General features: G+C 34.4%; 24 protein-coding genes. 10 read left to right on the forward strand and 14 right to left on the reverse strand.

Annotated elements, in window-relative coordinates:
* Positions 1-165: 165 nt before the first annotated feature.
* Positions 166-831 (reverse strand): DUF6252 family protein, encoded by a 666-nt coding sequence (locus LX95_RS00670; RefSeq protein WP_111539497.1) that lies wholly within the window; start codon positions 829-831, stop codon positions 166-168.
* 137 nt (positions 832-968) lie between these two features.
* Here LX95_RS00670 and LX95_RS00675 point away from each other — a divergent pair, with 137 nt between their 5' ends.
* The 3 genes from LX95_RS00675 to LX95_RS00685 all read left to right on the forward strand — a co-directional run bounded on the left by LX95_RS00675 (position 969) and on the right by LX95_RS00685 (position 2,844).
* The gene (locus LX95_RS00675; protein ID WP_111539970.1) at positions 969-1,517 is read left to right on the forward strand and encodes a 30S ribosomal protein S16; all 549 of its coding nucleotides are present in this window, start codon (positions 969-971) and stop codon (positions 1,515-1,517) included.
* A 14-nt stretch (positions 1,518-1,531) separates the two neighbouring features.
* Complete coding sequence (gene rimM / locus LX95_RS00680) at positions 1,532-2,056, forward strand: ribosome maturation factor RimM (RefSeq protein WP_111539498.1); 525 nt, start codon at positions 1,532-1,534, stop codon at positions 2,054-2,056.
* 68 nt (positions 2,057-2,124) lie between these two features.
* Complete coding sequence (locus tag LX95_RS00685; RefSeq protein WP_111539499.1) at positions 2,125-2,844, forward strand: tRNA1(Val) (adenine(37)-N6)-methyltransferase; 720 nt, start codon at positions 2,125-2,127, stop codon at positions 2,842-2,844.
* Here LX95_RS00685 and LX95_RS00690 read toward each other — a convergent pair.
* From LX95_RS00690 to LX95_RS00700, 3 genes are all read right to left on the reverse strand, one after another.
* Entirely contained in the window at positions 2,841-4,076 is a 1,236-nt protein-coding gene (locus LX95_RS00690; RefSeq protein ID WP_111539500.1) for a DEAD/DEAH box helicase, read from the reverse strand. The two genes, LX95_RS00685 and LX95_RS00690, sit on opposite strands and share 4 nt — an antisense overlap.
* A gap of 96 nt (positions 4,077-4,172) precedes the next feature.
* Positions 4,173-5,297 carry a hypothetical protein gene (locus LX95_RS00695; RefSeq protein WP_111539501.1) on the reverse strand — a complete coding sequence of 375 codons (1,125 nt, stop codon included), beginning with the start codon at positions 5,295-5,297 and terminating at the stop codon, positions 4,173-4,175.
* Positions 5,298-5,411: 114 nt separating this feature from the next.
* Positions 5,412-5,771 carry a hypothetical protein gene (locus tag LX95_RS00700; RefSeq protein ID WP_111539502.1) on the reverse strand — a complete coding sequence of 120 codons (360 nt, stop codon included), beginning with the start codon at positions 5,769-5,771 and terminating at the stop codon, positions 5,412-5,414.
* Between the two features lie 161 nt (positions 5,772-5,932).
* On the opposite strand from LX95_RS00700, the gene LX95_RS00705 reads away from it, so the two are divergent.
* Both LX95_RS00705 and LX95_RS00710 read left to right on the forward strand, forming a co-directional pair.
* Positions 5,933-7,111, forward strand: a complete 1,179-nt coding sequence (locus LX95_RS00705; RefSeq protein ID WP_111539503.1) for an acyl-CoA dehydrogenase family protein — start codon at positions 5,933-5,935, stop codon at positions 7,109-7,111.
* 269 nt (positions 7,112-7,380) lie between these two features.
* The gene (locus tag LX95_RS00710; protein ID WP_111539504.1) at positions 7,381-8,148 is read left to right on the forward strand and encodes a DUF3050 domain-containing protein; all 768 of its coding nucleotides are present in this window, start codon (positions 7,381-7,383) and stop codon (positions 8,146-8,148) included.
* An 82-nt stretch (positions 8,149-8,230) separates the two neighbouring features.
* Here the strand turns inward: LX95_RS00710 and LX95_RS00715 are convergent, their stop codons facing one another.
* The 7 genes from LX95_RS00715 to trmB all read right to left on the reverse strand — a co-directional run bounded on the left by LX95_RS00715 (position 8,231) and on the right by trmB (position 12,811).
* The gene (locus tag LX95_RS00715) at positions 8,231-8,560 is read right to left on the reverse strand and encodes a 2Fe-2S iron-sulfur cluster-binding family protein (protein ID WP_111539505.1); all 330 of its coding nucleotides are present in this window, start codon (positions 8,558-8,560) and stop codon (positions 8,231-8,233) included.
* Between the two features lie 2 nt (positions 8,561-8,562).
* Complete coding sequence (locus tag LX95_RS00720; protein ID WP_111539506.1) at positions 8,563-9,624, reverse strand: NAD(P)/FAD-dependent oxidoreductase; 1,062 nt, start codon at positions 9,622-9,624, stop codon at positions 8,563-8,565.
* 58 nt (positions 9,625-9,682) lie between these two features.
* On the reverse strand, positions 9,683-9,931 hold the full coding sequence (locus LX95_RS00725; protein WP_111539507.1) for a NifU family protein: 249 nt from the start codon (positions 9,929-9,931) through the stop codon (positions 9,683-9,685).
* Between the two features lie 4 nt (positions 9,932-9,935).
* Entirely contained in the window at positions 9,936-11,069 is a 1,134-nt protein-coding gene (locus LX95_RS00730) for an Mrp/NBP35 family ATP-binding protein (protein WP_111539508.1), read from the reverse strand.
* A 114-nt stretch (positions 11,070-11,183) separates the two neighbouring features.
* Positions 11,184-11,510, reverse strand: a complete 327-nt coding sequence (locus tag LX95_RS00735; RefSeq protein ID WP_111539509.1) for an MGMT family protein — start codon at positions 11,508-11,510, stop codon at positions 11,184-11,186.
* On the reverse strand, positions 11,511-12,134 hold the full coding sequence (locus LX95_RS00740; protein WP_317046994.1) for a LysE family translocator: 624 nt from the start codon (positions 12,132-12,134) through the stop codon (positions 11,511-11,513). It abuts the gene before it with no gap.
* A gap of 2 nt (positions 12,135-12,136) precedes the next feature.
* The gene (gene trmB / locus LX95_RS00745) at positions 12,137-12,811 is read right to left on the reverse strand and encodes a tRNA (guanosine(46)-N7)-methyltransferase TrmB (protein ID WP_111539510.1); all 675 of its coding nucleotides are present in this window, start codon (positions 12,809-12,811) and stop codon (positions 12,137-12,139) included.
* A 68-nt stretch (positions 12,812-12,879) separates the two neighbouring features.
* Here trmB and LX95_RS00750 point away from each other — a divergent pair, with 68 nt between their 5' ends.
* Positions 12,880-13,941 carry a glycosyltransferase gene (locus LX95_RS00750; protein ID WP_111539972.1) on the forward strand — a complete coding sequence of 354 codons (1,062 nt, stop codon included), beginning with the start codon at positions 12,880-12,882 and terminating at the stop codon, positions 13,939-13,941.
* Here the strand turns inward: LX95_RS00750 and LX95_RS00755 are convergent.
* Complete coding sequence (locus LX95_RS00755) at positions 13,906-14,961, reverse strand: sensor histidine kinase (RefSeq protein WP_111539511.1); 1,056 nt, start codon at positions 14,959-14,961, stop codon at positions 13,906-13,908. The two genes, LX95_RS00750 and LX95_RS00755, sit on opposite strands and share 36 nt — an antisense overlap.
* The gene (locus tag LX95_RS00760; RefSeq protein WP_111539973.1) at positions 14,961-15,644 is read right to left on the reverse strand and encodes a response regulator transcription factor; all 684 of its coding nucleotides are present in this window, start codon (positions 15,642-15,644) and stop codon (positions 14,961-14,963) included. Before LX95_RS00760 ends, LX95_RS00755 begins: the two co-directional genes overlap by 1 nt.
* 184 nt (positions 15,645-15,828) lie before the next feature.
* On the opposite strand from LX95_RS00760, the gene LX95_RS00765 reads away from it, so the two are divergent.
* The 4 genes from LX95_RS00765 to LX95_RS00780 all read left to right on the forward strand — a co-directional run bounded on the left by LX95_RS00765 (position 15,829) and on the right by LX95_RS00780 (position 23,565).
* Complete coding sequence (locus LX95_RS00765) at positions 15,829-18,636, forward strand: TonB-dependent receptor (protein WP_111539512.1); 2,808 nt, start codon at positions 15,829-15,831, stop codon at positions 18,634-18,636.
* A 42-nt stretch (positions 18,637-18,678) separates the two neighbouring features.
* Positions 18,679-20,610, forward strand: a complete 1,932-nt coding sequence (locus LX95_RS00770) for a hypothetical protein (protein ID WP_111539513.1) — start codon at positions 18,679-18,681, stop codon at positions 20,608-20,610.
* Positions 20,611-20,772: 162 nt separating this feature from the next.
* A complete protein-coding gene (locus LX95_RS00775) occupies positions 20,773-22,506 on the forward strand; it encodes a T9SS type A sorting domain-containing protein (protein WP_111539514.1) in 1,734 nt (577 codons plus the stop codon).
* Between the two features lie 78 nt (positions 22,507-22,584).
* Entirely contained in the window at positions 22,585-23,565 is a 981-nt protein-coding gene (locus tag LX95_RS00780; protein ID WP_111539515.1) for a LuxE/PaaK family acyltransferase, read from the forward strand.
* A gap of 162 nt (positions 23,566-23,727) precedes the next feature.
* Here the strand turns inward: LX95_RS00780 and tyrS are convergent, their stop codons facing one another.
* Positions 23,728-25,023 carry a tyrosine--tRNA ligase gene (gene tyrS, locus LX95_RS00785; protein WP_111539516.1) on the reverse strand — a complete coding sequence of 432 codons (1,296 nt, stop codon included), beginning with the start codon at positions 25,021-25,023 and terminating at the stop codon, positions 23,728-23,730.
* Between the last annotated feature and the right edge of the window lie 67 nt (positions 25,024-25,090).

The following is a 25,090-nucleotide window of genomic DNA, read 5'->3' on the forward strand; positions in this document are numbered from 1 at the left end:
ACAAAAAAAAAGACTATCTATAAAAAATAGTCTTTAAAATTTGGGGCAAAATGTGTTTTTGCTTGTAGGTTTATAGATAACGTAACTATTTTTAAAGTATTGTGCACAAACAAAAAAAACTTTAGTTTCCTAAAGTTTTTTTTGTTTTAGATCGTTGAAAACAATTTAGCTTTCACAACTTCCTAAAGTATCTAAAATGGCTTGTAAATCTCCGCTTTCATCACCACAAGTATCTATTTCTTGATTTAACGCATTACGATACGCATTACATACTAATTGTAATTGTTCTGCATTATTAGGATCTACATTATCATAAGCTAATTTAGCCGCTAATCTTATATTTTGAGCTTCTTCACAATCTAAATCTGAGCCCGGAGTACTTGGAGTTCCTGGGTTAGTTAAAGGCACATCAAAGAAAGAACCTTTACTAAAATTAATAGTATCTCCTACTCCATTCTCTAAGGCATTAAAATAAAATTCTCCCGAAAGTCTCCCACCTTCTATTTTAGTAATCTCTATTTCTCCATCTCCATTTTCACCGGTTAAATATAAGACTCCATTAAAGTCCTCAAAAGTAGCCTCATTAGTTACACTACCTCCAAAAGAGTAAATCCCTTCTTCGTAAGCAGAAGCTGTTAAGGTTACCACTTCATCTGAAGAACTACCCGTTAAGGTCACCGACCCATCTTCGTTAAGCGTTGCTACTGAACTTCCCGATCTAAAGAAAATATCCTCTACCTCTCCTTGTATAGAAGGTGTATTGGTTTCGATATCGTCTCCACAACTTATGACAAAAAGACTAAGCAGCGCAATTAAAAAGATTTTTTTCATGGGTAGGTTAAATTTGGTTATAATAGTTACAAATGTAAAAGAAAAAATAATAATCTTTTTATTAACAGTAAAAAAATATGATGTATCTTTGCCGGATTATTAATAATCGAGGTCGAGAACCTCAAAATTTAATTTTTATGCCTGTAAAAATAAGATTACAAAGACACGGTAAAAAAGGAAAACCTTTTTACTGGATCGTAGCTGCAGATGTGCGCTCAAAAAGAGATGGTAAATACTTAGAGAAATTAGGAATTTACAATCCAAACACAAACCCTGCAACTATTGAGTTAGATGTAGACAGTTCTGTAAACTGGCTTCAAAATGGAGCACAGCCTACAGCAACTGCTAAAAACATCCTTTCTTACAAAGGTGTTTTATTAAAAAATCATTTAGCTGGAGGTGTTCGTAAAGGCGCTTTAACTGAAGAACAAGCGGAAGAGAAATTTAATGCTTGGGTAGAAGAAAAGTCTGGAAGAATTGATGCGAAGAAAGAAAACCTTTCTAAAGCAGATCAAGAAGCTAAAGACAAAGCATTAGCTGCTGAAAAAGAAGTTAATGACAAGCGTGAAGCTGATGCAAAAGCTGCTGAAGCTGAAGCTCTAGCTGCCGCTGCTGCTGAAAATGAAGCAAAAACTGAAGAAGCTGAAGCTAGTGCTGATGCAACTGAAGAAGAAAAAGAAGTTTAAAACAACCTAACGACGTGCGTAAAGAAGATTGTTTCTATTTAGGTAAAATCGTTAGTAAGTTTAGCTTTAAGGGTGAATTGTTGATCAAATTAGATACCGACGATCCCGAACATTATTTAGAAATGGAATCAGTTTTTGTGGAATACCGCAAAAAATTGGTTCCATTTTTTATTGACAAATCTTCCTTACAGAAAAGTGAACTTCTTCGTGTAAAATTTGAAGATATCGATACCGAAGAAGATGCTGAAGATCTCCTTAAAAGAGAAGTCTATCTTCCCTTAGACCAATTGCCAGCTCTAGAAGCCGATCAATTTTATTACCATGAAATTATTGGTTACCAATCTATAGACAAAAATTTTGGTGAAATTGGCACGCTCACGGGTGTTAATACCAATACAGCGCAAGCTTTATTTGAAATTGATCATCAAGGAAAACAGATTCTTATTCCTTTAAATGATGATTTTATCAGTAAAATTGACAAAGAGAATAAAGTTATACATCTAGACGTTCCAGAAGGCTTGATTGAAATGTATCTTTAAGCAGTTGTGAGAAGTTAGAATTGAGCAAGGATATCTATAAGTAGAAACGAAACTGACTTCTAAACACTATGTCCAAACCCTTCCAATTTAAAGAATTTACCATAGAACAAGATCGTTGTGCGATGAAAATTGGCACCGATGGGGTTTTGCTAGGCGCTTGGGCTTCAGTTAAAGATAACACTTTTTCTATCTTAGATATTGGCGCAGGAACAGGCGTTATCGCCTTAATGCTTGCTCAAAGAAGTCAGGCAGAATTGATCGATGCTTTAGAAATTGACGAAGACGCCTACGAACAATGTGTGGATAATTTTGAAAACAGTCCGTGGGGAGATCGTGTATTTTGTTACCATGCCGATTTAGATGAATTTACGGAAGAATTTGAGGACGAAACCTACGATTTAATCGTAAGCAATCCTCCATTCTTTGAACCTTCCTTATCGGAAGAAACACCTGAAGCTCGAAAGAAAGCCCGTTTTTATGATGCGTTGCCTTTTGAAGATCTCTTAAAAAATACCGCGCAACTACTTTCAAAAAAAGGAACTTTTCAAACGATAATTCCTTTTTCTGAATATGAGGATTTTATCAAACTAGCCCGTAAAAACCAACTTTATTTACAGCGGGTCACCTACGTAAAAGGCAACCAAACCACTCCCATAAAACGTGTGTTACTCCAATTGGGTTTTGAAAAAACACCGATAGAAGAGCAAACTCTCATTATTGAAAAAGAAAGACACGTTTATACGGAAGCTTATACCGAATTAGTTAAAGACTTTTACTTAAAACTTTAATTTGATTTTTTCTTGTTCCTAGAATTCGAATTTCTTCGAGAATTAGGTTTATAGGATTTTTTTTGGGGTTTAGCTGAGCTTGAATCTCCTTCCTCTGCCACTACTTCATTAAACTCATGTTTAACCACAGGTAAACGCTGATCGATAAGTTTCTCGATTGATTTTAAGTACGGACGCTCATCTTTATCACAAAAAGCAATTGCATTTCCACTTGCTTTCGCCCGGCCTGTTCTTCCTATTCTATGTACATAGGTTTCTGGTACGTTAGGCAAATCAAATTGTACTACTAATGAAAGTTGTGAAACATCAATTCCGCGGGCAGCGATATCGGTAGCGACCAATACATTGATTTTTCCATCTTTAAATTCATTCAACACCTTCTGACGTTGGTTTTGCGATTTATTTCCATGAATCGCAGCAGATTGAATTCCAGCTTGACTGAGTTTTTTTACAATTTTATTAGCTCCGTGTTTTGTTCTAGAAAACACCAAAACAGTCTCAAAAGGTTCAGTCTTCAATACGTGAACCAGCAACTTCGTTTTATTTTTCTTAGGCACAAAATAAATGGCTTGATCTACACGCTCGGCAGTGGTTTGCTGCGGCGCAATATTTACACGTTCAAAATCTCCTAAAATTTGTTTTGAAAGCTCAATAATCGATTTAGGCATGGTGGCCGAAAAAAACAATGATTGTCTTTCTTGAGGTAACTTTTTTAAAATCTTTTTAATGTCATGTACAAAGCCCATATCCAACATCTGGTCGGCTTCATCAAGCACAAAATGATTTACATTTTTCAAAGAAATAAATCCTTGATTAATCAAATCGAGTAACCTCCCAGGAGTTGCTGTAAGTACATCTACTCCTCTTTTTAAGGTTTTTACCTGTGATTCTTGCTTTACACCTCCAAAAATAACGGTGCTTCGAATATCGGTATGCTGAGCATAAGCTCGTATATTATCATCAATTTGAATTGCCAACTCTCGTGTTGGAGTGATGATAAGCGCTTGTATTTTTCTTTGTTTTTTAGGCGGCACACCTTCTGCCAAATGCTGTAAAATAGGAATGGTAAAAGCTGCTGTTTTCCCCGTTCCTGTTTGTGCTGATCCCAACAAGTCTTTACCTTTTAATAAAACAGGGATCGCCTGTGCTTGAATAGGTGTAGGTTGTGTATATCCTTTTTCGGCTAACGCCTTTAATATGGGCTCAATAACGCCCAATTCTTTAAATGTCATATCTTGTTATAAGCCGCAAAGGTACGCTTATTTTAGGGATTTTATATTCTCTTCGAGCTATCCTGTTATAAACATTCATTTTGAATAAAAGATTGTTTATTCCCAAGCGTTTTCAACAGATCTTTCAAAAGGAACACCTGTTGAAGGTAACGGCAAATCGTTTCTCAATAAATTACCATCTCTATCAATCAAAGAAAGTGAGGGAAAATGAAGAACTCGTTGCGTTCTTACTTTTAAAAACCTTAACAATTTAGAATCACCTATATTTAATAGTCTATATTGATTTTGAACACCGAGTTCCTCTTCATATAATTGCGCTCTTTTTTCCCAAGTGGAAATTGACTTATTTAAATTTATATATATGAATTGCACCTCTTGTGATTTTTCTAATTTCTTACGAGTTAAATTTCCTTTTTGCATATCTATATCCTCATTAGGTAAAAACCTATCAAAATATAAAACACTAAATTGCTTTTCTGTTAATACCGTTTTTAAGGTCATAGTATCACCTGTGGAAAAACTAATAATTTTTTCCTCTAAGAAAGAAGAAGGGATTTGTGAGCTACTACTTTGCAGTTTATTTTCAATTTCACTCATAGCCATTTTTTGAGAAGCAGTTAGTTCTTTTTCTCTATAGGCTGAAATTTGCTTTTGCAGAAACTCCTTCTCTACACTTCCCCTACCAAAACCACCATTATAATAGTAACGCCTAATCAACTTTCCTTGTAGGTTAGTCATCAAAGGATTCTCGATATTATCTTCTATATATTGAAGTTCTTTTTTAAAATTTTCAATGGTAAACTTAGCAGATTTATTTCCTGAAAAATAACTCTGGATAACCGCTTCCAAACTACGTTGATAATAATCATTCCCCACAAGATCTGGCTGATCAAAATCTCTTATTTGAATGTCATCCAAATAAGTTTCTAAATTAAATGGTACTTCTGTGGAGTTTTCATTTTTTTTAATAATTGAATTTAAACCCTGCATCGTGTTCACGTACAACCTATTTACAGGATCCCACTTAGATCTTGGTGACAATAAATTATACAAATACTCAAAATAGAGTTCTTTTTCTACTTCTTTGACAAACTCCTTTGAAACCTGGGCATTCTGCTTAATATAATTTTCAAAAAATACTTTTCGGGAATTGTAAAGGTTTTTTGCTCGGTTTTTATAATTTATTAAATCGTTTTGATAACCCACTTTAGACCAAGCCAAATTGCCAGGATCTAATTCGGAGAAGAAATTATAATTTGCTGCATTTTTTCCTTCAAATTTAATACCTCCTCCATCGATGATAAAATGGAGACTGTCACCTGGACTTGCAAAAACTCAAGTGTTAAAAACTTTTATACCCTCCTTTAGTTTAATTCCACTACGAATTTCAAGCACTTGCGGCTTCCTTATATTTGGAATAAAAAGTTTAGATTCTTCTTTTCTCAAACCCGTATACTTACTTATTTTCTCATCTGGATCTACCCCATAGAAATATCCATAATTAGTCACTTGAACATATTCTATTTTGTCAAAACTTGCTGAATCAGAAGTCCAAACTATATCAGTAACCGCGGTATTTCTTAAAGATTTATCGTCTTTTTTATGAAATTCTTTAGATTGGCTTTTTTGATTGTTTTTGCAACTTGTCAAAAAGTATAGACAGAAGAAAATGTATATAATATAATGTTTTTGCATTAGTTATTTTTTTTGCGAAAAAAATCTTTAAAATTTTAAATTAAAGTAAAAAGATCGTGTATAAATTTTATGATATAAAATATTTACTTATAAAATTGGCGACTAACACCTCATTCGTTAACTTTACCCCTAAGATTTTTAACACAAAGAAACTTATATAGATGAAACCTGATTTATTTCAAGCCCCAGACTATTACAATATAGACGATTTATTAACCGAAGAACATCTAATGGTGAGAAACGCTGCCCGCGATTGGGTAAAAAAAGAGGTTTCTCCAATTATTGAGGAAGCTGCTCAAAAAGCAGAATTCCCTAAATCTATAATTGGCGGTCTTGCCGAAATTGGTGCCTTTGGTCCTTATATTCCTGCAGAATATGGTGGTGCAGGATTAGATCAAATTTCTTATGGTTTAATCATGCAAGAAATTGAGCGTGGCGATAGTGGTGTTCGTTCTACAGCTTCTGTACAATCTTCGTTGGTGATGTATCCTATTTGGAAATATGGTACCGAAGAGCAACGAAAAAAATATTTACCCAAATTAGCTACGGGAGAATTTATGGGAAGCTTCGGTTTAACCGAACCCGATCATGGTTCTAATCCGGGTGGAATGACTACCAATTTTAAAGATAAAGGCGATCATTATTTATTAAACGGAGCTAAAATGTGGATTTCTAATTCTCCTTTTTGTGACGTTGCCGTAGTGTGGGCAAAAAACGAAGAAGGAAGAATACACGGTCTTATCGTGGAACGTGGGATGGAAGGATTTTCGACTCCAGAGACTCATAACAAATGGTCTTTGAGAGCTTCTGCTACGGGAGAGCTGATCTTTCAAGATGTAAAAGTTCCTAAAGAGAATTTATTACCCAACAAAAGCGGACTGGGAGCTCCATTGGGTTGTTTAGATTCTGCGCGTTACGGAATTGCCTGGGGAGCAATTGGAGCAGCGATGGATTGTTATGATACGGCTTTACGCTATGCAAAAGAACGTATTCAATTTGGCAAACCAATTGCTGGTTTTCAGTTACAACAAAAAAAGCTTGCTGAAATGATTACCGAAATCACCAAAGCTCAATTATTAGCTTTACGTCTAGGTCAATTAAAAAATGAAAATAAAGCTACCAGCGCACAAATCTCGATGGCTAAAAGAAATAATGTAGACATGGCGATTACTATTGCTCGTGAAGCTAGACAAATGTTAGGCGGAATGGGAATTAGTGGAGAATACAGCATTATGCGTCATATGATGAATTTAGAAAGTGTAATTACCTATGAAGGAACACATGATATCCATTTATTAATTACAGGATTAGATGTAACTGGTATTTCTGCTTTTAAATAAGATACACCTAAAGAAGATCAATACAAGGGCAACGTTTACAACGCTTGCCCTTTTTTATATATTTATCACAACATTTTTTCTTCAAAGGTTTTGAAGTAGCAGAGATTACTCCATCTACTTGAAGAAAATCTATCGATCTTCGAGAATAAAAAATAAGAATTCCAATCATAATTTATTACCAACAAAAACCGTACAGCTTTTTCTTTTGGAAAGTTAAATAACACATTGTAAATACGCTCAATTCGCTGTAATTTTGCAAAAAAATTGATATGAATTTAGCGCATATAGAATCAGCAATTGAACCTTATAAAAAGCAATTACTAGAACATACTTTATACGAAAAGATTAAAACTCCTAGAGACCTGCAGGTTTTTATGGAGCATCACGTTTTTGCTGTATGGGATTTTATGTCTCTATTAAAATCTTTACAATCTAGTCTAACACATACTTCTTTTCCTTGGTACCCCGTTGGTAATCCTGAACTTCGATATCTTATTAACGAAATTGTATTAGCAGAAGAAACCGATATTAACCTTGACGGAAAAAGACAAAGCCACTTTGAAATGTATTTGGATGCGATGCAAAAAAGTGAAGCCAACACAGAAGCTATCCACAATTTTGTAGATCATATTCGGCATGGTACCGATATTTATCTGGTTATTGCATCGAGTGATATTCCTGCAAGCATTAAAAAGTTTTTAAAATTTAGCTTTGATGTAATCTATAGTAGAAAACCACATTTAGTTGCTGCCGCCTTTACTTTTGGAAGAGAAAATTTAATTCCAGCAATGTTTACCTCTATTATTGAAAAAGTACAACGTAATTTCCCGGAGCAGGACCTTAGTTTATTTAAGTACTATTTTGATCGGCATATTGAATTGGATGAGGATGAACACGGACCTATGGCTTTGCAAATGGTCAAAGAGCTTTGTGAAAATGATGAGCAAAAATGGAAAGAAGCCGAAGCCATCTCGATAGAGTCTTTACAACACAGAATTATGCTGTGGGATGGAATTGAAGCAAGCCTATCTTCTTAAGTAAACAGAAGAAACCTTATAGCTATAAAACAATAAAGCCTCTATTTCTAGGGGCTTTATTATTTTATAGGAAAATTGAATTTTAAGACTCTGGAGCAAGTTTTACCTTTAAGCCTTCCATTTCTGGAAGAATAGGAATTTGGCAACCTAAACGGCTATTATCTTCTACGTAAAAGGCTTCTGCTAGCATGGCTTCTTCTTCATCTTGCATTTCTGGCAATTCAGTATCAGAAAGCACATAACACTGGCAAGAGGCACACATCGCCATTCCGCCACAAACACCAATTGTTCCTTCTGGAGCGAGCTCATATGAACGTACCACTTCCATCAAATTCATCGCCATATCTGTAGGCGCATCTATCGTATGCTCTACATTATCTCTATCAATTATCGTAACTTTTATATCACTCATCGCTAATTAATTGCTTTAACCACGGCCTTTGGCGCTTCTTTTTTAGTACCATCAAATCCCGTAACTCCGCCTACCGTAGTATACTTCATCACATACTTTTTGTCTGGAAAAATTCGCTGGTAAGCACTTTGACACATTAAAGTGGCTTCATGAAATCCGCAAAGTATAAGCTTTAATTTTCCTGGATAAGTATTTACATCGCCAATAGCGTAAATGCCAGGAATGTTTGTTTGATAATCTAAGCTATTATTTACTTTAATGGCATTTTTTTCAATTTCTAATCCCCAATCTGCAATAGGACCTAACTTAGGTGAAAGTCCGAATAACGGAATAAAGTGATCTACTTCTAAAAGAATTTCTTCGGAAGCTTCATTATTTTTACGGATTAAAACGGACTCTAATTTCTCATTACCGTTTACCTGATCAATTTCTGCAGGAGTGATTAGGTTAATCTTCCCGATATCCTTTAATTCTTTTACTCTATCAACAGAATCTAAAGCACCTCTAAACTCATTTCTACGATGAACTAGGGTAACTTCTGAAGCGACATCGGCTAGAAAAATACTCCAATCTAATGCAGAATCACCACCTCCCGCAATAACCACTTTTTTATCGCGGTAAAGCTCTGGATCTCTAATAATATATTCTACTCCTTTATCTTCGAAGTTTGCAATGTTAGCAATAGGAGGTTTTCTAGGCTCAAAACTACCTAAGCCTCCTGCTATAGCTACAACTGGGGCGTGGTGTTTTGTTCCTTTATTGGTAGTGACGATAAATGTGCCGTCATCTAATTTATCTATAGTTTGTGCTCGCTCACCTAAAGTAAATCCTGGCTCAAATGCTTTTATTTGTTCCATCAAATTATTCACTAAGTCTCCTGCTAAAACTTCAGGGAAAGCGGGAATATCGTAAATAGGCTTTTTAGGGTAAATCTCTGAGCATTGTCCTCCTGGTTGAGGCAAAGCATCTATAAGGTGACATTTTAATTTTAATAAACCTGCTTCAAACACTGTAAATAAACCAGTGGGGCCGGCTCCAATAATCAGTATATCTGTTTTAATCATAACTTTTTTTCTACTCTTAGGTCTTAAAATCCGCTTGACGGAAATTAAATCACATCATTTAACTAACGTTAATCACTCTTTCAATTTGAGGAGCATATTTTTTAATAGTCATTTCTACGCCAGATTTAAGTGTCATTTGGTTAACACTACAGCCTACGCAAGCTCCCTCTAACTGAACTTTCACCACGTTTTCATCTTCATTAATTTCAACCAGTGAAATATCTCCCCCGTCGTTTTTTAAAAACGGTCTAATTTCATCTAATGCCTTTTCTACGTTTGCTCTTAATTCGTGATTTACTGTTGTCATAGGTTTAGTTTTTAACGGCGCTGCAACCTGCCATAGTAGTAATTTTAATTGCCTCCGTTGGTGGTAAATCTTTATTTCTGCTTACGGTTTGTTGAACTACATTCTTAGTAATTTCCTCTAAAGCATTTGCAATTGGAGTATTTTCTTGAAGTGCTGCAGGTCTCCCTATATCTCCAGATTCTCTAATACTTTGTACCAATGGAAGTTCTCCTAAAAATGGAATTTCTAAATCTTCGGCCAAATTTTTAGCTCCTTTCTCTCCGAAAATATAATATTTATTTTCTGGTAATTCTTCTGGAGTAAAATAGGCCATATTTTCAATGATTCCTATAATAGGTACGTTGATACTTTCTTGACGGAACATAGCTACTCCTTTTTTAGCATCTGCTAAAGCTACATTTTGAGGCGTACTAACAATAACAGAACCTGTTATTGGTAAAGATTGCATAATTGATAAATGAATATCTCCTGTTCCTGGAGGAAGATCTACCAATAAAAAATCAAGTTCTCCCCAGTCGGCATCAAAAATCATTTGATTTAACGCTTTTGCTGCCATAGGCCCTCTCCAGATCACCGCTTGGTTTGGCTTTGTAAAGAAACCAATAGAAAGTATTTTTACTCCGTAATTTTCAACAGGCTTCATCTTAGACTTTCCATCTACAGTAACTGAAAGAGGTCTTTCTCTTTCAACATCAAACATAATCGTAGCTGATGGTCCGTAAATATCTGCATCTAATAAACCTACTTTAAAGCCCATTTTTGCTAAGCTTACCGCTAGATTTGCAGTGACCGTAGACTTCCCTACTCCTCCTTTACCAGAGGCTACCGCTACAATATTTTTTATTCCAGGAATAGCTTTCCCTTTAATTTCGTTCTTTTTTTCTTGAGGAGCTTCCACCTTGATATTCACTTTCACTTTTGCTTTCTCATAAACGTGTTCATGAATAGCTTTCATTACATCTACCTCTGCTCTCTTTTTAATATGCATTGCAGGAGTAGTTAATAGCAAATCTACAATTACCTCATCACCAAAAGTAAGTATGTTTTTAACCACACCACTTTCTACCATATTTTGACCTTCACCAGAAACACTAATGGTTTCTAATGCTTTAAGGATTTCTTTCTTTTGCAACTTCATAAAAAGTCTTCTTTCTGTTAATGCTTACTTAGAATAATTCTAAAGTGCAAATATAAGGGTTAAGTGCGTAACACGGAAAGAGATTGATTGAATTTATTGATGGTGATTTTACTTTTAGCAATCACACATAGGATCCCAAAAAGATGTTTTAAAATTTTGGACTTTATCGTCTTCTACCATCACTCCTTCACTCTCTAATAATTGTTGCATTAAATGAGTACCAGAAAAATGGTGCTTCCCTGTAAGTAAACCATTTCTATTGACCACCCGATGCGCAGGAACATCTTGCATTGCTGCTGCTCCATTCATCGCGTAACCTACCATGCGAGCACTTTTAGCAGCTCCTATGGCTTTAGCAATAGCACCATAACTCGTCACCCTTCCGTAAGGAATTTTTCGAGCTACTTCATATACTTTTTGATAAAAATTATCGCTAGGCATTTAATAGAAAATTCTAATAATTGTTATTAAAATAAGCAAGGCCATTAAACCTGCCATAAAATAATTAGAGTATTTGGAAAAAGCTTGGGTGTTTTTTTCAATTTTTAAAAAGGAAACTACATAGATATATAATGTTGTAAACGTACCTAAAGCAGCAGCAATAGAAAAAGCGATGATAGTAGGCCACCCATAATCATCATTAGGACTAAATGCCATGCTAATCGCTACAAAATAAGGAATAGGAAACACATTGACCGAAGCGATCATAACTCCTTTTAAAAAACTTTTAGCAGAACTCTTTTTAGAGGTACGTACTTTTTCTTTTGCTTTGTTCTTTCTTGCGGCTACAAAAAAGTGAATCCCCATAATGACAAAAACGACCAAACCTGCACGCAACATCATCTTTTGCACATAAGGATGTGTAAAAATATACTTCGCCATAAGTATGGCGACCAAAGCTTGGGCAAAAACAATAATCGAAGCTCCTAAAGCTACGTACACGCCACTTTTCTTCCCTTTTTCGACGCAACTTTTTGCTACTGTCATATTAACCAATCCTGGTGGTATTACTCCGGCAAAAGCCGCAAAATAGGTAATCAAAAAAAGTTGAGCTGCTTCTATCAAATCTATTTTACCTTAAATTTTATGTAAGTAATAGGTTTATTTTGTTCAAGATACTGCTTTTCGTAGAAAGTTTGTATACCAATTACTTCTTTAGGGCTGTATTCGTTTTTATATACATGATGATTAGCGTGTAAAATCTCATGGCCTTCGCCGTGCAGTAAACCTAAAGTATAACCGTGCATAAACTCACTATCGGTTTTTAAGTTTACCACGCCATCCTCTTTAAGGATATGCTTATACTTTTGTAAGAACTCAGTATTCGTTAATCTATGCTTGGTTCTTTTGTATTTAATTTGAGGATCTGGAAAGGTGATCCAAATTTCATCTACTTCACTTTCTGCAAAGATATGATCGATGAGTTCTATTTGTGTTCTTAGAAAACCTACATTATCCATTCCTTCTTCTAAGGCTGTTTTAGCTCCGCGCCAAAATCTTGCACCTTTAATATCTATTCCTAAAAAGTTTTTTTCAGGAAACATTTCTGCAAGTCCTAAGCAGTACTCTCCTTTACCACAACCTAACTCTAAGACAATAGGTTTTTCGTTTTTAAAAAAATCTTTCCTCCATTTTCCTTTTAATGGAAATGTTTGATCTACTATTTCTTCTCTAGAGGGTTGAATTACATTTGTAAAGGTTTCGTTTTCTTTAAAACGTTTTAACTTATTTTTACTTCCCACAACTTACATTTAATATTTTGGTAAAATTAACTAAAATAATGCAGAGGTAATTCATGTTATTTTTGTTTATGGCAAAAAAGAAAATTTTAGTAGCTCCTCTTAATTGGGGATTAGGACATGCCACTAGGTGTATTCCTATTATAAATGCGTTGCAAGAGAGCGGATTTGAACCTATTTTAGCTTCAGATGGGGATGCTTTACAGCTTTTAAGAAAAGAATTCCCTACCTTAAAAACCTACGTATTACCTTCTTACAAAATAAGCTATGCGAAAAAGGGATATTTCTTCAAATTTAAATTCTTACTACGAAGTTATCATGTGGTAAAAGCTATTTGGGCAGAACAAAAAGCAACGTTACAAATTCATAAAAATGAAAACCTTAACGGAATTATATCTGACAATCGATTAGGAGTAAGACTTTCTTATGTAAAAAGTGCTTTTATCACACATCAACTAAACGTGCTTTCTGGCAGCACTACCTTTATCACCTCTTGGTTACATCAACATTACATAAGAAAATTTGATACGTGCTGGATCCCTGATGTGGAATTTTCTCCTAGCCTCAGCGGAAAACTAGGTCACTTTAAAAAGAAAAGGAAATTTGAAATTACCTATATTGGTCCTTTAAGCAGGTTCTCTAAAAAAGACATTCCTTTAAAATATGAGTATCTATTTATCCTTTCTGGCCCCGAACCTCAACGCGGACTTTTAGAAAAAAGATTGCGAGAAGAAATCCGCGGAAGCGAAAACAAGATACTTTTTATTTGCGGAAAAATGGAAGAAGAGCAAAAACGCTGGCAAGAAGACAATGTTACTTTTTATAATTTTCTTACAGGAAAAGCTTTAGAAAATGCATTTAATGAAAGTAAATTTATCATTGCTAGAGCTGGTTATACTACCATAATGGATGTTGCCAAATTAGAGAAGAAAGCATTTTTTATCCCAACTCCTGGTCAAACCGAACAAGAATACCTGGCTAAACGCTTGACCCGAAAAAATATAGCTCCTAGCTGTAGACAGCACGAATTTAAATTATCTCTTTTAAAGAATTTAAAGGATTATAATGGACTTATGGAATATAAAAGCTTTCTTCCTCTAAGCAGTTTTTTTAACTTTTTCGAGCGTAAATGAAAACTCGCTCCCTACTCCAAAGTCACTTTCTACGTAGATTTTTTCTTTATGTGCTTCTAGGATATGTTTTACAATAGAGAGTCCTAACCCAGAACCTCCCTCTTTTCTAGAACCACTTTTATCTACTCTGTAAAAACGTTCAAAAAGACGAGGAATGTTTTTTTGTTCTATCCCCTCTCCGTTATCTGTTATTCTTACAATAATTTTATTTTTAATTAGGTTTTCAATACTTACTTCGGTAGTTCCTCCATTTTTACCATATTTAATGGAGTTAACGATCAAATTGGTAACTACCTGCTGTATTCTTTCTTTATCGGCGAAAACTATAATCTCTTGCTCATAATCCATATCGAAAGTTAGAGAGATATTTTTTTTGGAGGCTTTCATTTCTAACATATCAAAAAGTCCTTCTACAAGCTCTATGATATTGAACTTTTCTTTGTACAAGTGTAAATCGCCTGTTTCTAACTTAGTGATCATATCTAGATCTCTTACAATATAGATGAGTCTGTCTACGCCTTTACTTGCACGCTCTAAATATTTATCTCTAATTTTCTTATCATTTGCAGCTCCATCTAATAGGGTTAAAATATAACCTTGAACGGTAAAAAGAGGAGTTTTTAATTCGTGAGAAACATTTCCCATAAACTCTTTTCTATAGTTTTCTCTCACTTTTAAAGATTCTATTTCTAGCTTCTTTCCTTTGGCAAATTTTTCTATTTCTTTAGTTAGAGTTGCCATATCTGTAGTGATTTGCTTTTCTTCTAGACTAGAAGACTCTAACAACGAAACCTTATCATAAACCGCTTTTACTCTTTTATAGATAAAATGTTCTATTCTAAGTTGGATAATAAGGAAAGAGAAAACATAGCAACCTAACCCGAAAATGATAATAGGCTGCCAGTTAAAAATTTTTAAATAAGCAAATTGGTAAATAATAAGAAGAGTTACCATAAATAAGGTAACAAACAAAGAGGTATAAAAAGCAAATTTATATGATCGTTTAAATTCTTTCGCCATTAAATTACAAATTTATACCCTACCCCTTTTACGGTTTTAAACTTTTTATCTCCTATTTTTTCTCTTAACTTTCTAATGTGTACGTCAATAGTTCGACCTCCTACAATTACTTCATTTCCCCAAACTTTATTAAGAATGTCTTCTCTTTTAAAAACTTTACCGGGTTGTGAAGCTAAGAGAGAAAGAAGTTCGAATTCTTTTCTTGGTAAAATAATTTCTTCTTTTCCGTTAAGGATTTTATACTCATCTCTATTAATAGTAAGGTCTCCTATCTCGACAATATTGGTTTCAATCTCTTCTGAACTTACTCTCCTTAATAAAGCTTTTACTTTACTTACTAATACTTTAGGTCTTATAGGCTTGGTGATGTAATCATCTGCTCCTGCATCAAAACCAGCCATTTGAGAGTAATCTTCTCCTCTAGCTGTTAAAAAGGTAATAATGGTGTTTTCTAAAGAGGGTATTTTTCTTATTTGCTCACAAGCTTCAATCCCATCCATTTCTGGCATCATCACATCTAGAATGATTAAATCTGGTTTTTTCTTTTTTGCTTTTTTTACGGCTTCTATTCCATTTTCGGCAGTAAATACTTGATATCCCTCTGCAGAAAGGTTGTAGCTTACAATCTCTAGAATATCTGGATCATCATCTACAAGCAGTATACTCATGTCATTTTTACTCATAACAAACGTGGTTAAAAATTTAAGAGGTAAAAGTAAATATAATATTAAAACCTCTAAGTTAACAAATATTTCAATCACATAACATTGGTAACGTTTTTCTAACATTACCCCCTTTCAAAGTTAACTCATGGGTAACACCCGTTAAGCATCACTTGTTTTTCTTTGCAGCGTAAATAAACATGTAATGAAAAAACTTTTTGCCCAAATCTTATTTTTCTTTTCAGCTTTCGCATTTGCCCAAGAAACTGGAACTATCGCTGGTGCCCTTAGCGATAAAGAAATGAATAACGAACCTTTGCCTTTTGCAAACGTAACCGTTAAAAACACCTCTAAAGGTACAACCTCTGACTTTGACGGATTGTACAAAATTGAAAACATCCCTACTGGGACTTATACCATTGTATTTAGTTTTATTGGATACGAAACCGTAGAGATTCCCAATGTAAAAGTGGAAGCCGATAAGGTTATTGAAATAAATACTGGCTTAGGAGCAAGTGCTGCTGCATTAGATGAAGTAATGATCACTACAGTTAGTAGAAGAGACTCTGAAGTAGCTCTTTTACTTGATCAAAAAGATGCTGTTGATATCAAAGAAAGTATAGGTTCTCAAGAACTTACCAAGCTTGGTGTAAGTGATGCTGCTACAGCCACCACAAAAATTTCTGGAGTTAGTAGTAGTGAAGCATCTGGAGATGTTTACGTAAGAGGTTTAGGAGATCGCTATTTATATACTACTTTAAATGGCCTACCTGTTCCTTCTGATAATATTGATAAAAAGAATATAGACCTTGGCTTATTTCCTACACGTGTTGTACAGAGTGTTTCGGTAAGTAAAAACTTTTCGGCAGAAAATTCGGCAGATCAATCTTCTGGGAGCGTGAACATCAATTCTAAAAGCTTAGTAGGTTTAAGCGAGCTAGGTTTTGGAGCTCAAGTTGGTGTTAATACCAATGCCATTGGAGAAGAGAATTTTAAACAATCTGTCAATTCGAATGATATAAGCTTAGGTTTCTACAATCAAAAAACAGCTTCTGAAGATGCTATCGTAAACCAAAATTGGAATACAGAGAGCCGAAAACTCCCTATGAATTACAAATACACCGTTACGGCTGGTAAAAAATTTGGAGAAAAATTCAAAGTATTATTCACAGGTTCTCAATCAAGTAACTTTGAATATAATGAAGGTATTTTTCAGCAATTTAACCGTAACATAGATGATTCTAAATTTAACGATGCTACTTATTACAGGAATACGGTAAACACCACCGGTCTTATTGACTTAAAATATGCTTTTAACAAGAAAAATGAAGTTAGAGCCTTGAGCATGTTCGTCAACAAAATGACAGATGAAGTATACGAGTCTGGTAGAAACCGTGAAGGTTTTGTTTTTGAAGAAGTAAATAACGAAGACCAATACGGTCAGTATGTTAAAGATCAAAATACTAAACAAACAAAATTATGGGTAAACCAAATTTTGGGTGACCATGAAATTGGAGAAAGAAATCATCTTACTTGGGGGTTAGGTTATAACCAGGTAGATGCAGATGAGCCTAATCGTTTACGTAACGAAGTAAATATTAAGAAAGCTACAGACACAGATCCTGAGTTAATTGAACTTGCTAACCAAGGAGGGTTTCAGCAAAGAAGATCTTCTCAAATTATTGATGATTTAGAATACAATGCACGCTTAAAAAACGAATTTAAAGTATTTGAAAACGATACTGTTTCTTCTTTAAAAATATCTGCTGGTGGTAATTTTAGATACAAAACTAGAGATTTTGAATCTGATAAATTTGGAGTTGATGAAGCAGGAGCACCTGGCCAAGTAACACCTCCATCTATCGATGATTTAAATGCAATTTTTACTCAAGAAAATTTTGACAATGGGAATTTAAATTTAATCACACAATCGAAAAGTGATACTTATGATGGTGAATTAAACTCCGCTTCTGGATTCGTAAGCTTTAATTATGGAATTAAAAAATTCAATTTCAATTTAGGTGCTAGATACCAAAAAGATGAAATTAATGTAGATTACGATGTTGCAGGTGCCCCAGGAGGTAGAGAAGGAAGCACTACTAAAGATTATAGCAATATTTACCCTGCTATAAATATTAAATATGCGCTCAATAATAAGAATAACTTTCGTTTAGCTGCCAGTAAGACCATTACCTTACCAGAATTTAAAGAAATATCACCTTTCCCTTATGTTTCTCCAACCAATCAAATTGTTGTCGGGAACTTAGACTTAGAAGCCAGTAATGTATATAATCTAGATGCTAAATGGGAATTTTTCCCGACCAATAAAGAGTTGATATCTGTTACAGGATTTTATAAAAGTATCCAAGATCCTATTAACAAAACATTCTTAAGGGGATCTTCAGGATATTTTACTTACTACAATACAAGTGATAAAGCAGAAGTATATGGTCTAGAACTAGAGGCTAATTTAGGGCTAATTAAGTCTGATAATGAAAAAGGTGTTAATCTAGATATGAGTTTCAACTTCACCAGAATGTGGCATGAGCAAGACTTAAAAACTATCTATGGTGAAGACGGTAACATAGAAAGCACATTTAAATATAACAATAAAAGTGAAGTTGGTTTAGAAGGTGCATCAGATTACATTCTAAACACCGCACTCAACCTTTCTACCAACTGGGAAAGAGAATTTAACGCAAATGTTTCAGCCAATTACGCTTCAGATAAAATATACGCTATAGGAAGTGCTCCCGACAGTCAAACTGTTTCTGATTCTAAATTATACAATAATGAGATAATTGAGAAAGGGTTTGTTATTCTAAACACCACTATAAGTCAAGAAATCACTGATAAGATTAACCTAAGCTTTAAAGCAAATAATTTACTTAATCCAAAGATTGAGAGAACTCAAGATGTATATGATTTTGCATCAGATAGAGAATATTCAGAAACTACAAGATCTTACAAGAACGGAGTAAGCGTATCTCTTGGGGTCAACTATAAATTTTAAAAATAACCATTTAACACAACAAATTAATTTAAAACTAAAAAAATGAAAAAAGCAATTAAGAACTTATCAATTTTATGCTCAGTAGCAGTATTAAGCATGACTGCAATTAGCTGTAGTAGTGATGATGATTCAAATTCAGATGACGAAGGATCTGGAGAGGCTTCAGAATTAAACGGAATGATTACAGAAGACACCACATTAGACTCGTCAACAACCTACAACTTAACAGGAGTTTTAAGTGTAGAAGAAGGATCTAAACTTACTATCCCTGCAGGAACTACAATTAATACCGGTACTGGAACCGATGTATATGTAGTAGTACAAAAAGGTGCTCAAATAGATATCCAAGGTACAGCTAGCTCACCTGTAAAGATGGGACCAACGGGTTCTGGAGAATGGGGAGGTTTACTTTTATTAGGTGATGCTGAAACTACAGCCGGTTCTAATGCCACTGCAGAAGTTGGTGGACTTATCTACGGAGGAACTAACAATGAAGATAATTCAGGTTCTATTAAATATTTAATTATTGAACAATCTGGAGCACAAATTAACTCTGGTTCACAGTACAATGGTTTAACACTGTATGCTGTAGGGTCTGGAACTACCATCGATAATGTCGCTATCCTTAACGGAACTGATGATGGTATTGAATTTTTTGGAGGAACAGTAAATGCTTCTAATGTATATGTTGAAAACTTAGAAGACGATGCTATCGATTGGACTGAAGGTTGGAACGGTACTTTAACCAACACCTATGTACTGCATACTATAGGTGGTTTTTCTACGGCTTTAGAAGCAGATGGAGTAAATAACAACCCTACAATTGTAAATTTCACCGCAATTTCTCAAGCAGGTGGTAAAGCATTACAGTTTAAAGCTAATTCTGGTGCAACTATTACTGGACTGTCTTTAAGTGGTTATGATACTGCTTTAGATTTTGCTGATAACGGTGCATTATCTAATGTTCAGATTGAAAATGAGTTAGGAACTCTTGAAGATGCAGATTTAGAAAATACTTACACAGGTCCTGCCACTGTAAATATTGCTGACTTTGCTTGGGTAGCTAATGCAGGAAGTGATAACTTACTTAACGGATCTATTACTTCTGATGTTACTTTAGATGCTTCTATTACTTATAATCTACAAGGGATTTTAAGCATAGAAAATGGAGCTTCTCTAACTATACCTGCAGGTACAACTATTGAAACAGGAATAGGGACAGATGTATATATCGCTGTTCAAAAAGGAGGTCAAATTTTCATAGAAGGTACAGAAAGCAACCCAGTAACTATGGCTCCTACAACAGAAGGAACTTGGGGAGGTTTATTATTACTTGGAGATGCTACAACTACCGCAGGAACAAATGCAACCGCAGAAGTTGGAGGACTTATTTACGGTGGTGAAAATGACACTGATAATTCAGGTTCTATTGAATATTTAATCATCAAACAATCTGGTGCTCAAATAAACTCAGATTCTCAATACAATGGTTTAACACTTTATGCTGTAGGATCTGAAACTGTGATAAATAATGTTGCTTTTATCGGTGGTGATGACGACGGAATTGAGTTTTTTGGAGGTACAGTTAGTGCGACTAACGTATATGTAAAAGATTTACAAGATGACGCAATCGATTGGACTGAAGGATGGAATGGTACTTTAACTAATACTTACGTTTTACATACACAATCTGGTTTCTCTACGGCTTTAGAAGCAGATGGGGTAAACAACAACCCTACAATCGTGAATTTCACAGCAGTTTCTCAAGCAGATGGTAAAGCATTACAATTTAAAGCTGATTCTGGAGCTACTATTACTGGCTTATCTTTAAGCGGTTATGATACAACTATTGATATGGCAAATGATGGTCCATTATCAAATGTTCAAATTGAAGGTGTAGATGCAGATCCTTCTATGAATTATGATGCTGCAGCTACCGTAGATGCTTCTACTTTTGCATGGGCATTAAATTAATAAACATACATTTTTATACACAAAAGCCACTCTAATAGGGTGGCTTTTTATTGAAGATTATCTATTATCTTATAGTTAAGACACATAAATAATCAAATATATTCTAAAATTTCATTTAACATCTTTGTATCTTTGACCGTATTATAAAAACACATATTTATTATGAAAAAAATTACTTTTTTAATGTCATTTATGTTTATTGCAATAACATCAATGGCACAAACGCCTATTATTACTATGATCTCTGACGGGGATTGTCCTGGTGGACTTCCTAAAGTAGTGGAAATTTATGCTGATGGAGCTGTAGATTTTTCTAATTATTCTTTAGTTAAATCTCCAAATGGAGGGGATTTTTCAAGTACATTAAATCTAACAGATCTAGGGACCGTTACTGATGATTTTGTATACGTTTATAAAGACGGAACAGATGATGGTGACAATTCTTTTTTCGACGCCAATTTCCCTAATGCAACAAATAAACTGGCTACTACATCTGATGCGGCCAACTTTAATGGAGATGATCCTATTAGACTTGTATTAGATAGTGATATGACTGTAATTGACCAATACGGAAATCAAGAAGATGGTACCGATACAGCTTGGGAGTATAAAGACGGCTATGCTAAAAGAAATAATGGTACTTTACCAAATGGAGCTTTTAATGCAGGAGATTGGACTTTTAACAATGGTGTTTTAGACGGTGAAGGATTATGTCAAGGAGGAAATAGTTTTGAGTCTATTATAGGAATTGGAACATTTACTCCAGGGACAGTAGCTTGCCCATTAATAGTTACTCTTACGAGTGTAACTTGCGATACAGAAACTACTGGAGCTACTTCAGATACTTATACGGTAACTGGTACCTTTACAGGTGGTGGAACAGAAGTATATACTTTTACAATTAACGAAGGTACAGTAGTTAGCACTGATGAAATTTCTTCTATGGAAGAAGGTACTATAACTGTTACTGGAATTCCTGAGGGAACAGATTTAATTTATAGCATAACTAGTTCTAGTTGTGATATTGAAGCTACAGTTCCATCTCCAGAATGTGAACCTTCATCAAATGTTTCAAACATTGCAGCTTTAAGAGAAGGTACAGTAGGTAATATTTATACACTTACAGGAGAAGCGTTTTTAACATACCAACAGAGCTTTAGAAACCAAAAGTATATTCAAGATGCAACTGCTGCTATTTTAATAGATGATAATGATGGAAATATTACTACTACATATACTGTAGGTGACGGAATCACTAATATAACAGGTGAATTATCTGAGTTTAATGGAATAATGCAATTTATTCCTGAGTCTGATCCAGGTGAGGCAACTTCTAATAATAATGATGTAGCTCCTCAAGTTTTAATGGTTGCAGATTTTATGGCTAATTCTGAAATTTATGAGTCTGAGCTTATCGCATTTGCAGATGTAACTATTGCAGATATAGCAGAAGGAGATGGTACTTACCAAACAGGTGAAAATTATGACCTTACACAAGGTAGTGATGTAACTACTCTTAGAACTAACTTTTTCGATGCAGCCTACATCGGTACAGCATTACCTTCATCTACTGTAAATGTAGTGGGAATTGCTAGTCAATTTAACGACGAAGGTCAAATTTTCCCTACGAATGTAGATGCTAACTTATCGGCTAGCAGCAATACTTTAACAAATGTAAGTATTTACCCTAACCCAAGTAATACAGGTTTAGTAACTATTGAAACTGCTTCTAACGAAGCTGCTGCAGTAGAGGTATACAACCTTTTAGGTAAGCAAGTAATTTCTCAAACATTAACTAACTCTACTTTAAATGTTGCTAACTTATCTAGCGGTGTTTATTTAGTAAAAGTTTCTGTTGAAGGAAAGTCAGCTACTAAAAAATTAGTGATTGAGTAATCTTTCATTTAATTCATATTTAAAGCGCCTCATAATAGAGGCGCTTTTTTTATTTTTGCAAAGTACATAATACTTACCATGTCTTTAACCGAACGTATTTTCTCCATTCAAAACAAACAAGAGTTTGAAACTATAGCGATTGAAGTTTTTCAATATCAATATAAACATAATAAGGTTTACCAAAACTTTTGTCATCATTTAAACAAAGACATATCTTCTGTTCACTCCTTGCAAGAGGTTCCTTTTCTACCTATAGAATTCTTTAAATCAAAAAAAATTATCTGTCAAAATTCAAATTTTGAAGAGACATTTACAAGCAGCGGAACAACAGGTAGCCAAGTAAGTCGGCATTTCGTAAAAGATCTTAGCATCTATGAAACATCTTTCCTTAACGGATTTCAGCAATTTTACGGCAACTTAGAAGATTATGCCGTTCTTGCTTTATTACCGGCCTATTTAGAAAGAAAAGGATCTTCTTTAGTTTATATGGCTAATGATTTTATAAAAAGAAGTAAGTATAAGGAAAGTGGCTTTTATCTTAATAACTTAAAAGAGCTTACTCATACGCTTCAAGGTTTAGAAGAAAGAGGGATTAAAACTTTGCTTATTGGGGTTTCTTTTGCCCTATTAGATTTAGCAGAAAAATTTCCGCTTCAGCTAAAAAATACCATTGTAATGGAAACTGGGGGAATGAAAGGAAGGAGAAAAGAAATGATTAGAACTGAATTACACGAAATTTTAGCCCAAGCTTTTCAAGTGAATAAAATTCACAGTGAATACGGAATGACCGAATTACTTTCGCAAGCCTACTCTAAAGGTGATGGTATCTTTTCTTGCCCTAATCATATGGATATACTCATTCGTGACTCTGAAGATCCTTTAAGTCTACTTTCTATGCAAAAGACGGGGGGCTTAAATATAATTGATTTGGCAAATGTAGATTCTTGCTCATTTATTGCAACTCAAGATTTAGGAAAAAAAATTGATGACAATCGATTTGAGATTTTAGGAAGGTTTGATGCCAGTGATGTTAGAGGCTGTAATCTAATGGTATTATAATTATGTTAAAATTCAGCTTAGGCTGTAATTAAACTATTTTTACTACGTCTTAATAAGTGCTAAGATGAAAGTTTTTTCATAATAGATTGGTTAGTTAGTAGGAAACCCCAAGTGTGATGCTTGGGGTTTCTGTTTTTATCTATTTTAGCAATTATAATCTATTTAAATCGCTTTAATAATATAGGTGTTCTTTTTTCCTTTATTAATGATAATGTACTTTCCACTTATCAAGTCTTTTTCAGTAATGTTGTAATCTTCTTTTACTTTTTCTTTATTTACTGAAATAGAATTTTCTTTAAGTGCTCTTCTTGCCTCACCATTACTTTTCAAGAAGTTGGTTTCAGCGGCCAGAGCTGCAATCATATCCATTCCACTTTCAATAAGACTGTGCTTTACCTCTGCTTGCGGAACACCTTCAAAAATATCTAGAAAGGTTTTTTCATCTAAAGTTCTTAAATCATCTGCAGTACTTTTACCAAATAACACATTAGAAGCTTTTATGGCATTCTCTAAATCTTCTTTAGAATGCACCATTGTAGTTACTTCTTCGGCAAGCTTTTTTTGCAATTGTCTTAAATGCGGCGCTTCATGATGTTCTTTTATTAAGTTTTCAATTTCCTCTTGAGTTAAAAAAGTAAAAATCTTAATATATTTAGCAGCGTCGTCATCACTGGTATTTAACCAATATTGGTAGAATTTATAAGGTGAAGTTCTTTCGGCATCTAACCAGATATTCCCTCCTTCGGTTTTCCCGAATTTGGTCCCGTCTGCTTTAGTAATTAATGGACAGGTAAGTGCATAACCTTTCCCATTACCTATTCTCCTAATAAGTTCTGTTCCCGTAGTGATGTTTCCCCATTGGTCGCTTCCTCCCATTTGTAAAGTACACTCATGCTGATTATACAAATGTAAAAAGTCGTAGCCTTGTAACAATTGGTATGTAAATTCCGTAAAGCTCATTCCTTCTTTTGACTCAGAAGAAAGTCTCTTTTTTACAGAATCTTTTGCCATCATATAATTTACGGTAATGTGTTTTCCTACATCTCGAGCAAATTCTAGAAAACTAAAATCTTTCATCCAGTCGTAGTTGTTCACTAAAACTGCTCCGTTCGCTTCGTCTTTAGAAAAATCTAAAAAACGCTCTAACTGACTTTTAAGAGCTGCTTGATTATGGGCTAAAGTTTCTTCATCTAACAAATTTCTCTCTTTAGATTTCCCTGATGGATCTCCAATCATACCTGTTGCACCACCTATAAGAGCAAAAGGCTTGTGCCCAGCTAACTGAAAATGTCTCAACATCATCACCCCTACTAAATGACCAATATGAAGGGAGTCTGCCGTAGGATCTATCCCAACATATGCTGCTCGCATTTTTTCTTGTAAATGTTCTTCTGTTCCTGGCATGGTATCATGCAACATTCCTCTCCAAGTTATTTCTTGTACAAAATTTTTGGTCATGGCTTTATTATTTAATTATAGCAAAGCGCAAAGATATAGGAAACTCAAAATTTTCCTATAAGGATTT

Source organism: Mesonia algae, from assembly GCF_003253545.1.
Classification (GTDB): Bacteria; Bacteroidota; Bacteroidia; order Flavobacteriales; family Flavobacteriaceae; genus Mesonia; species Mesonia algae.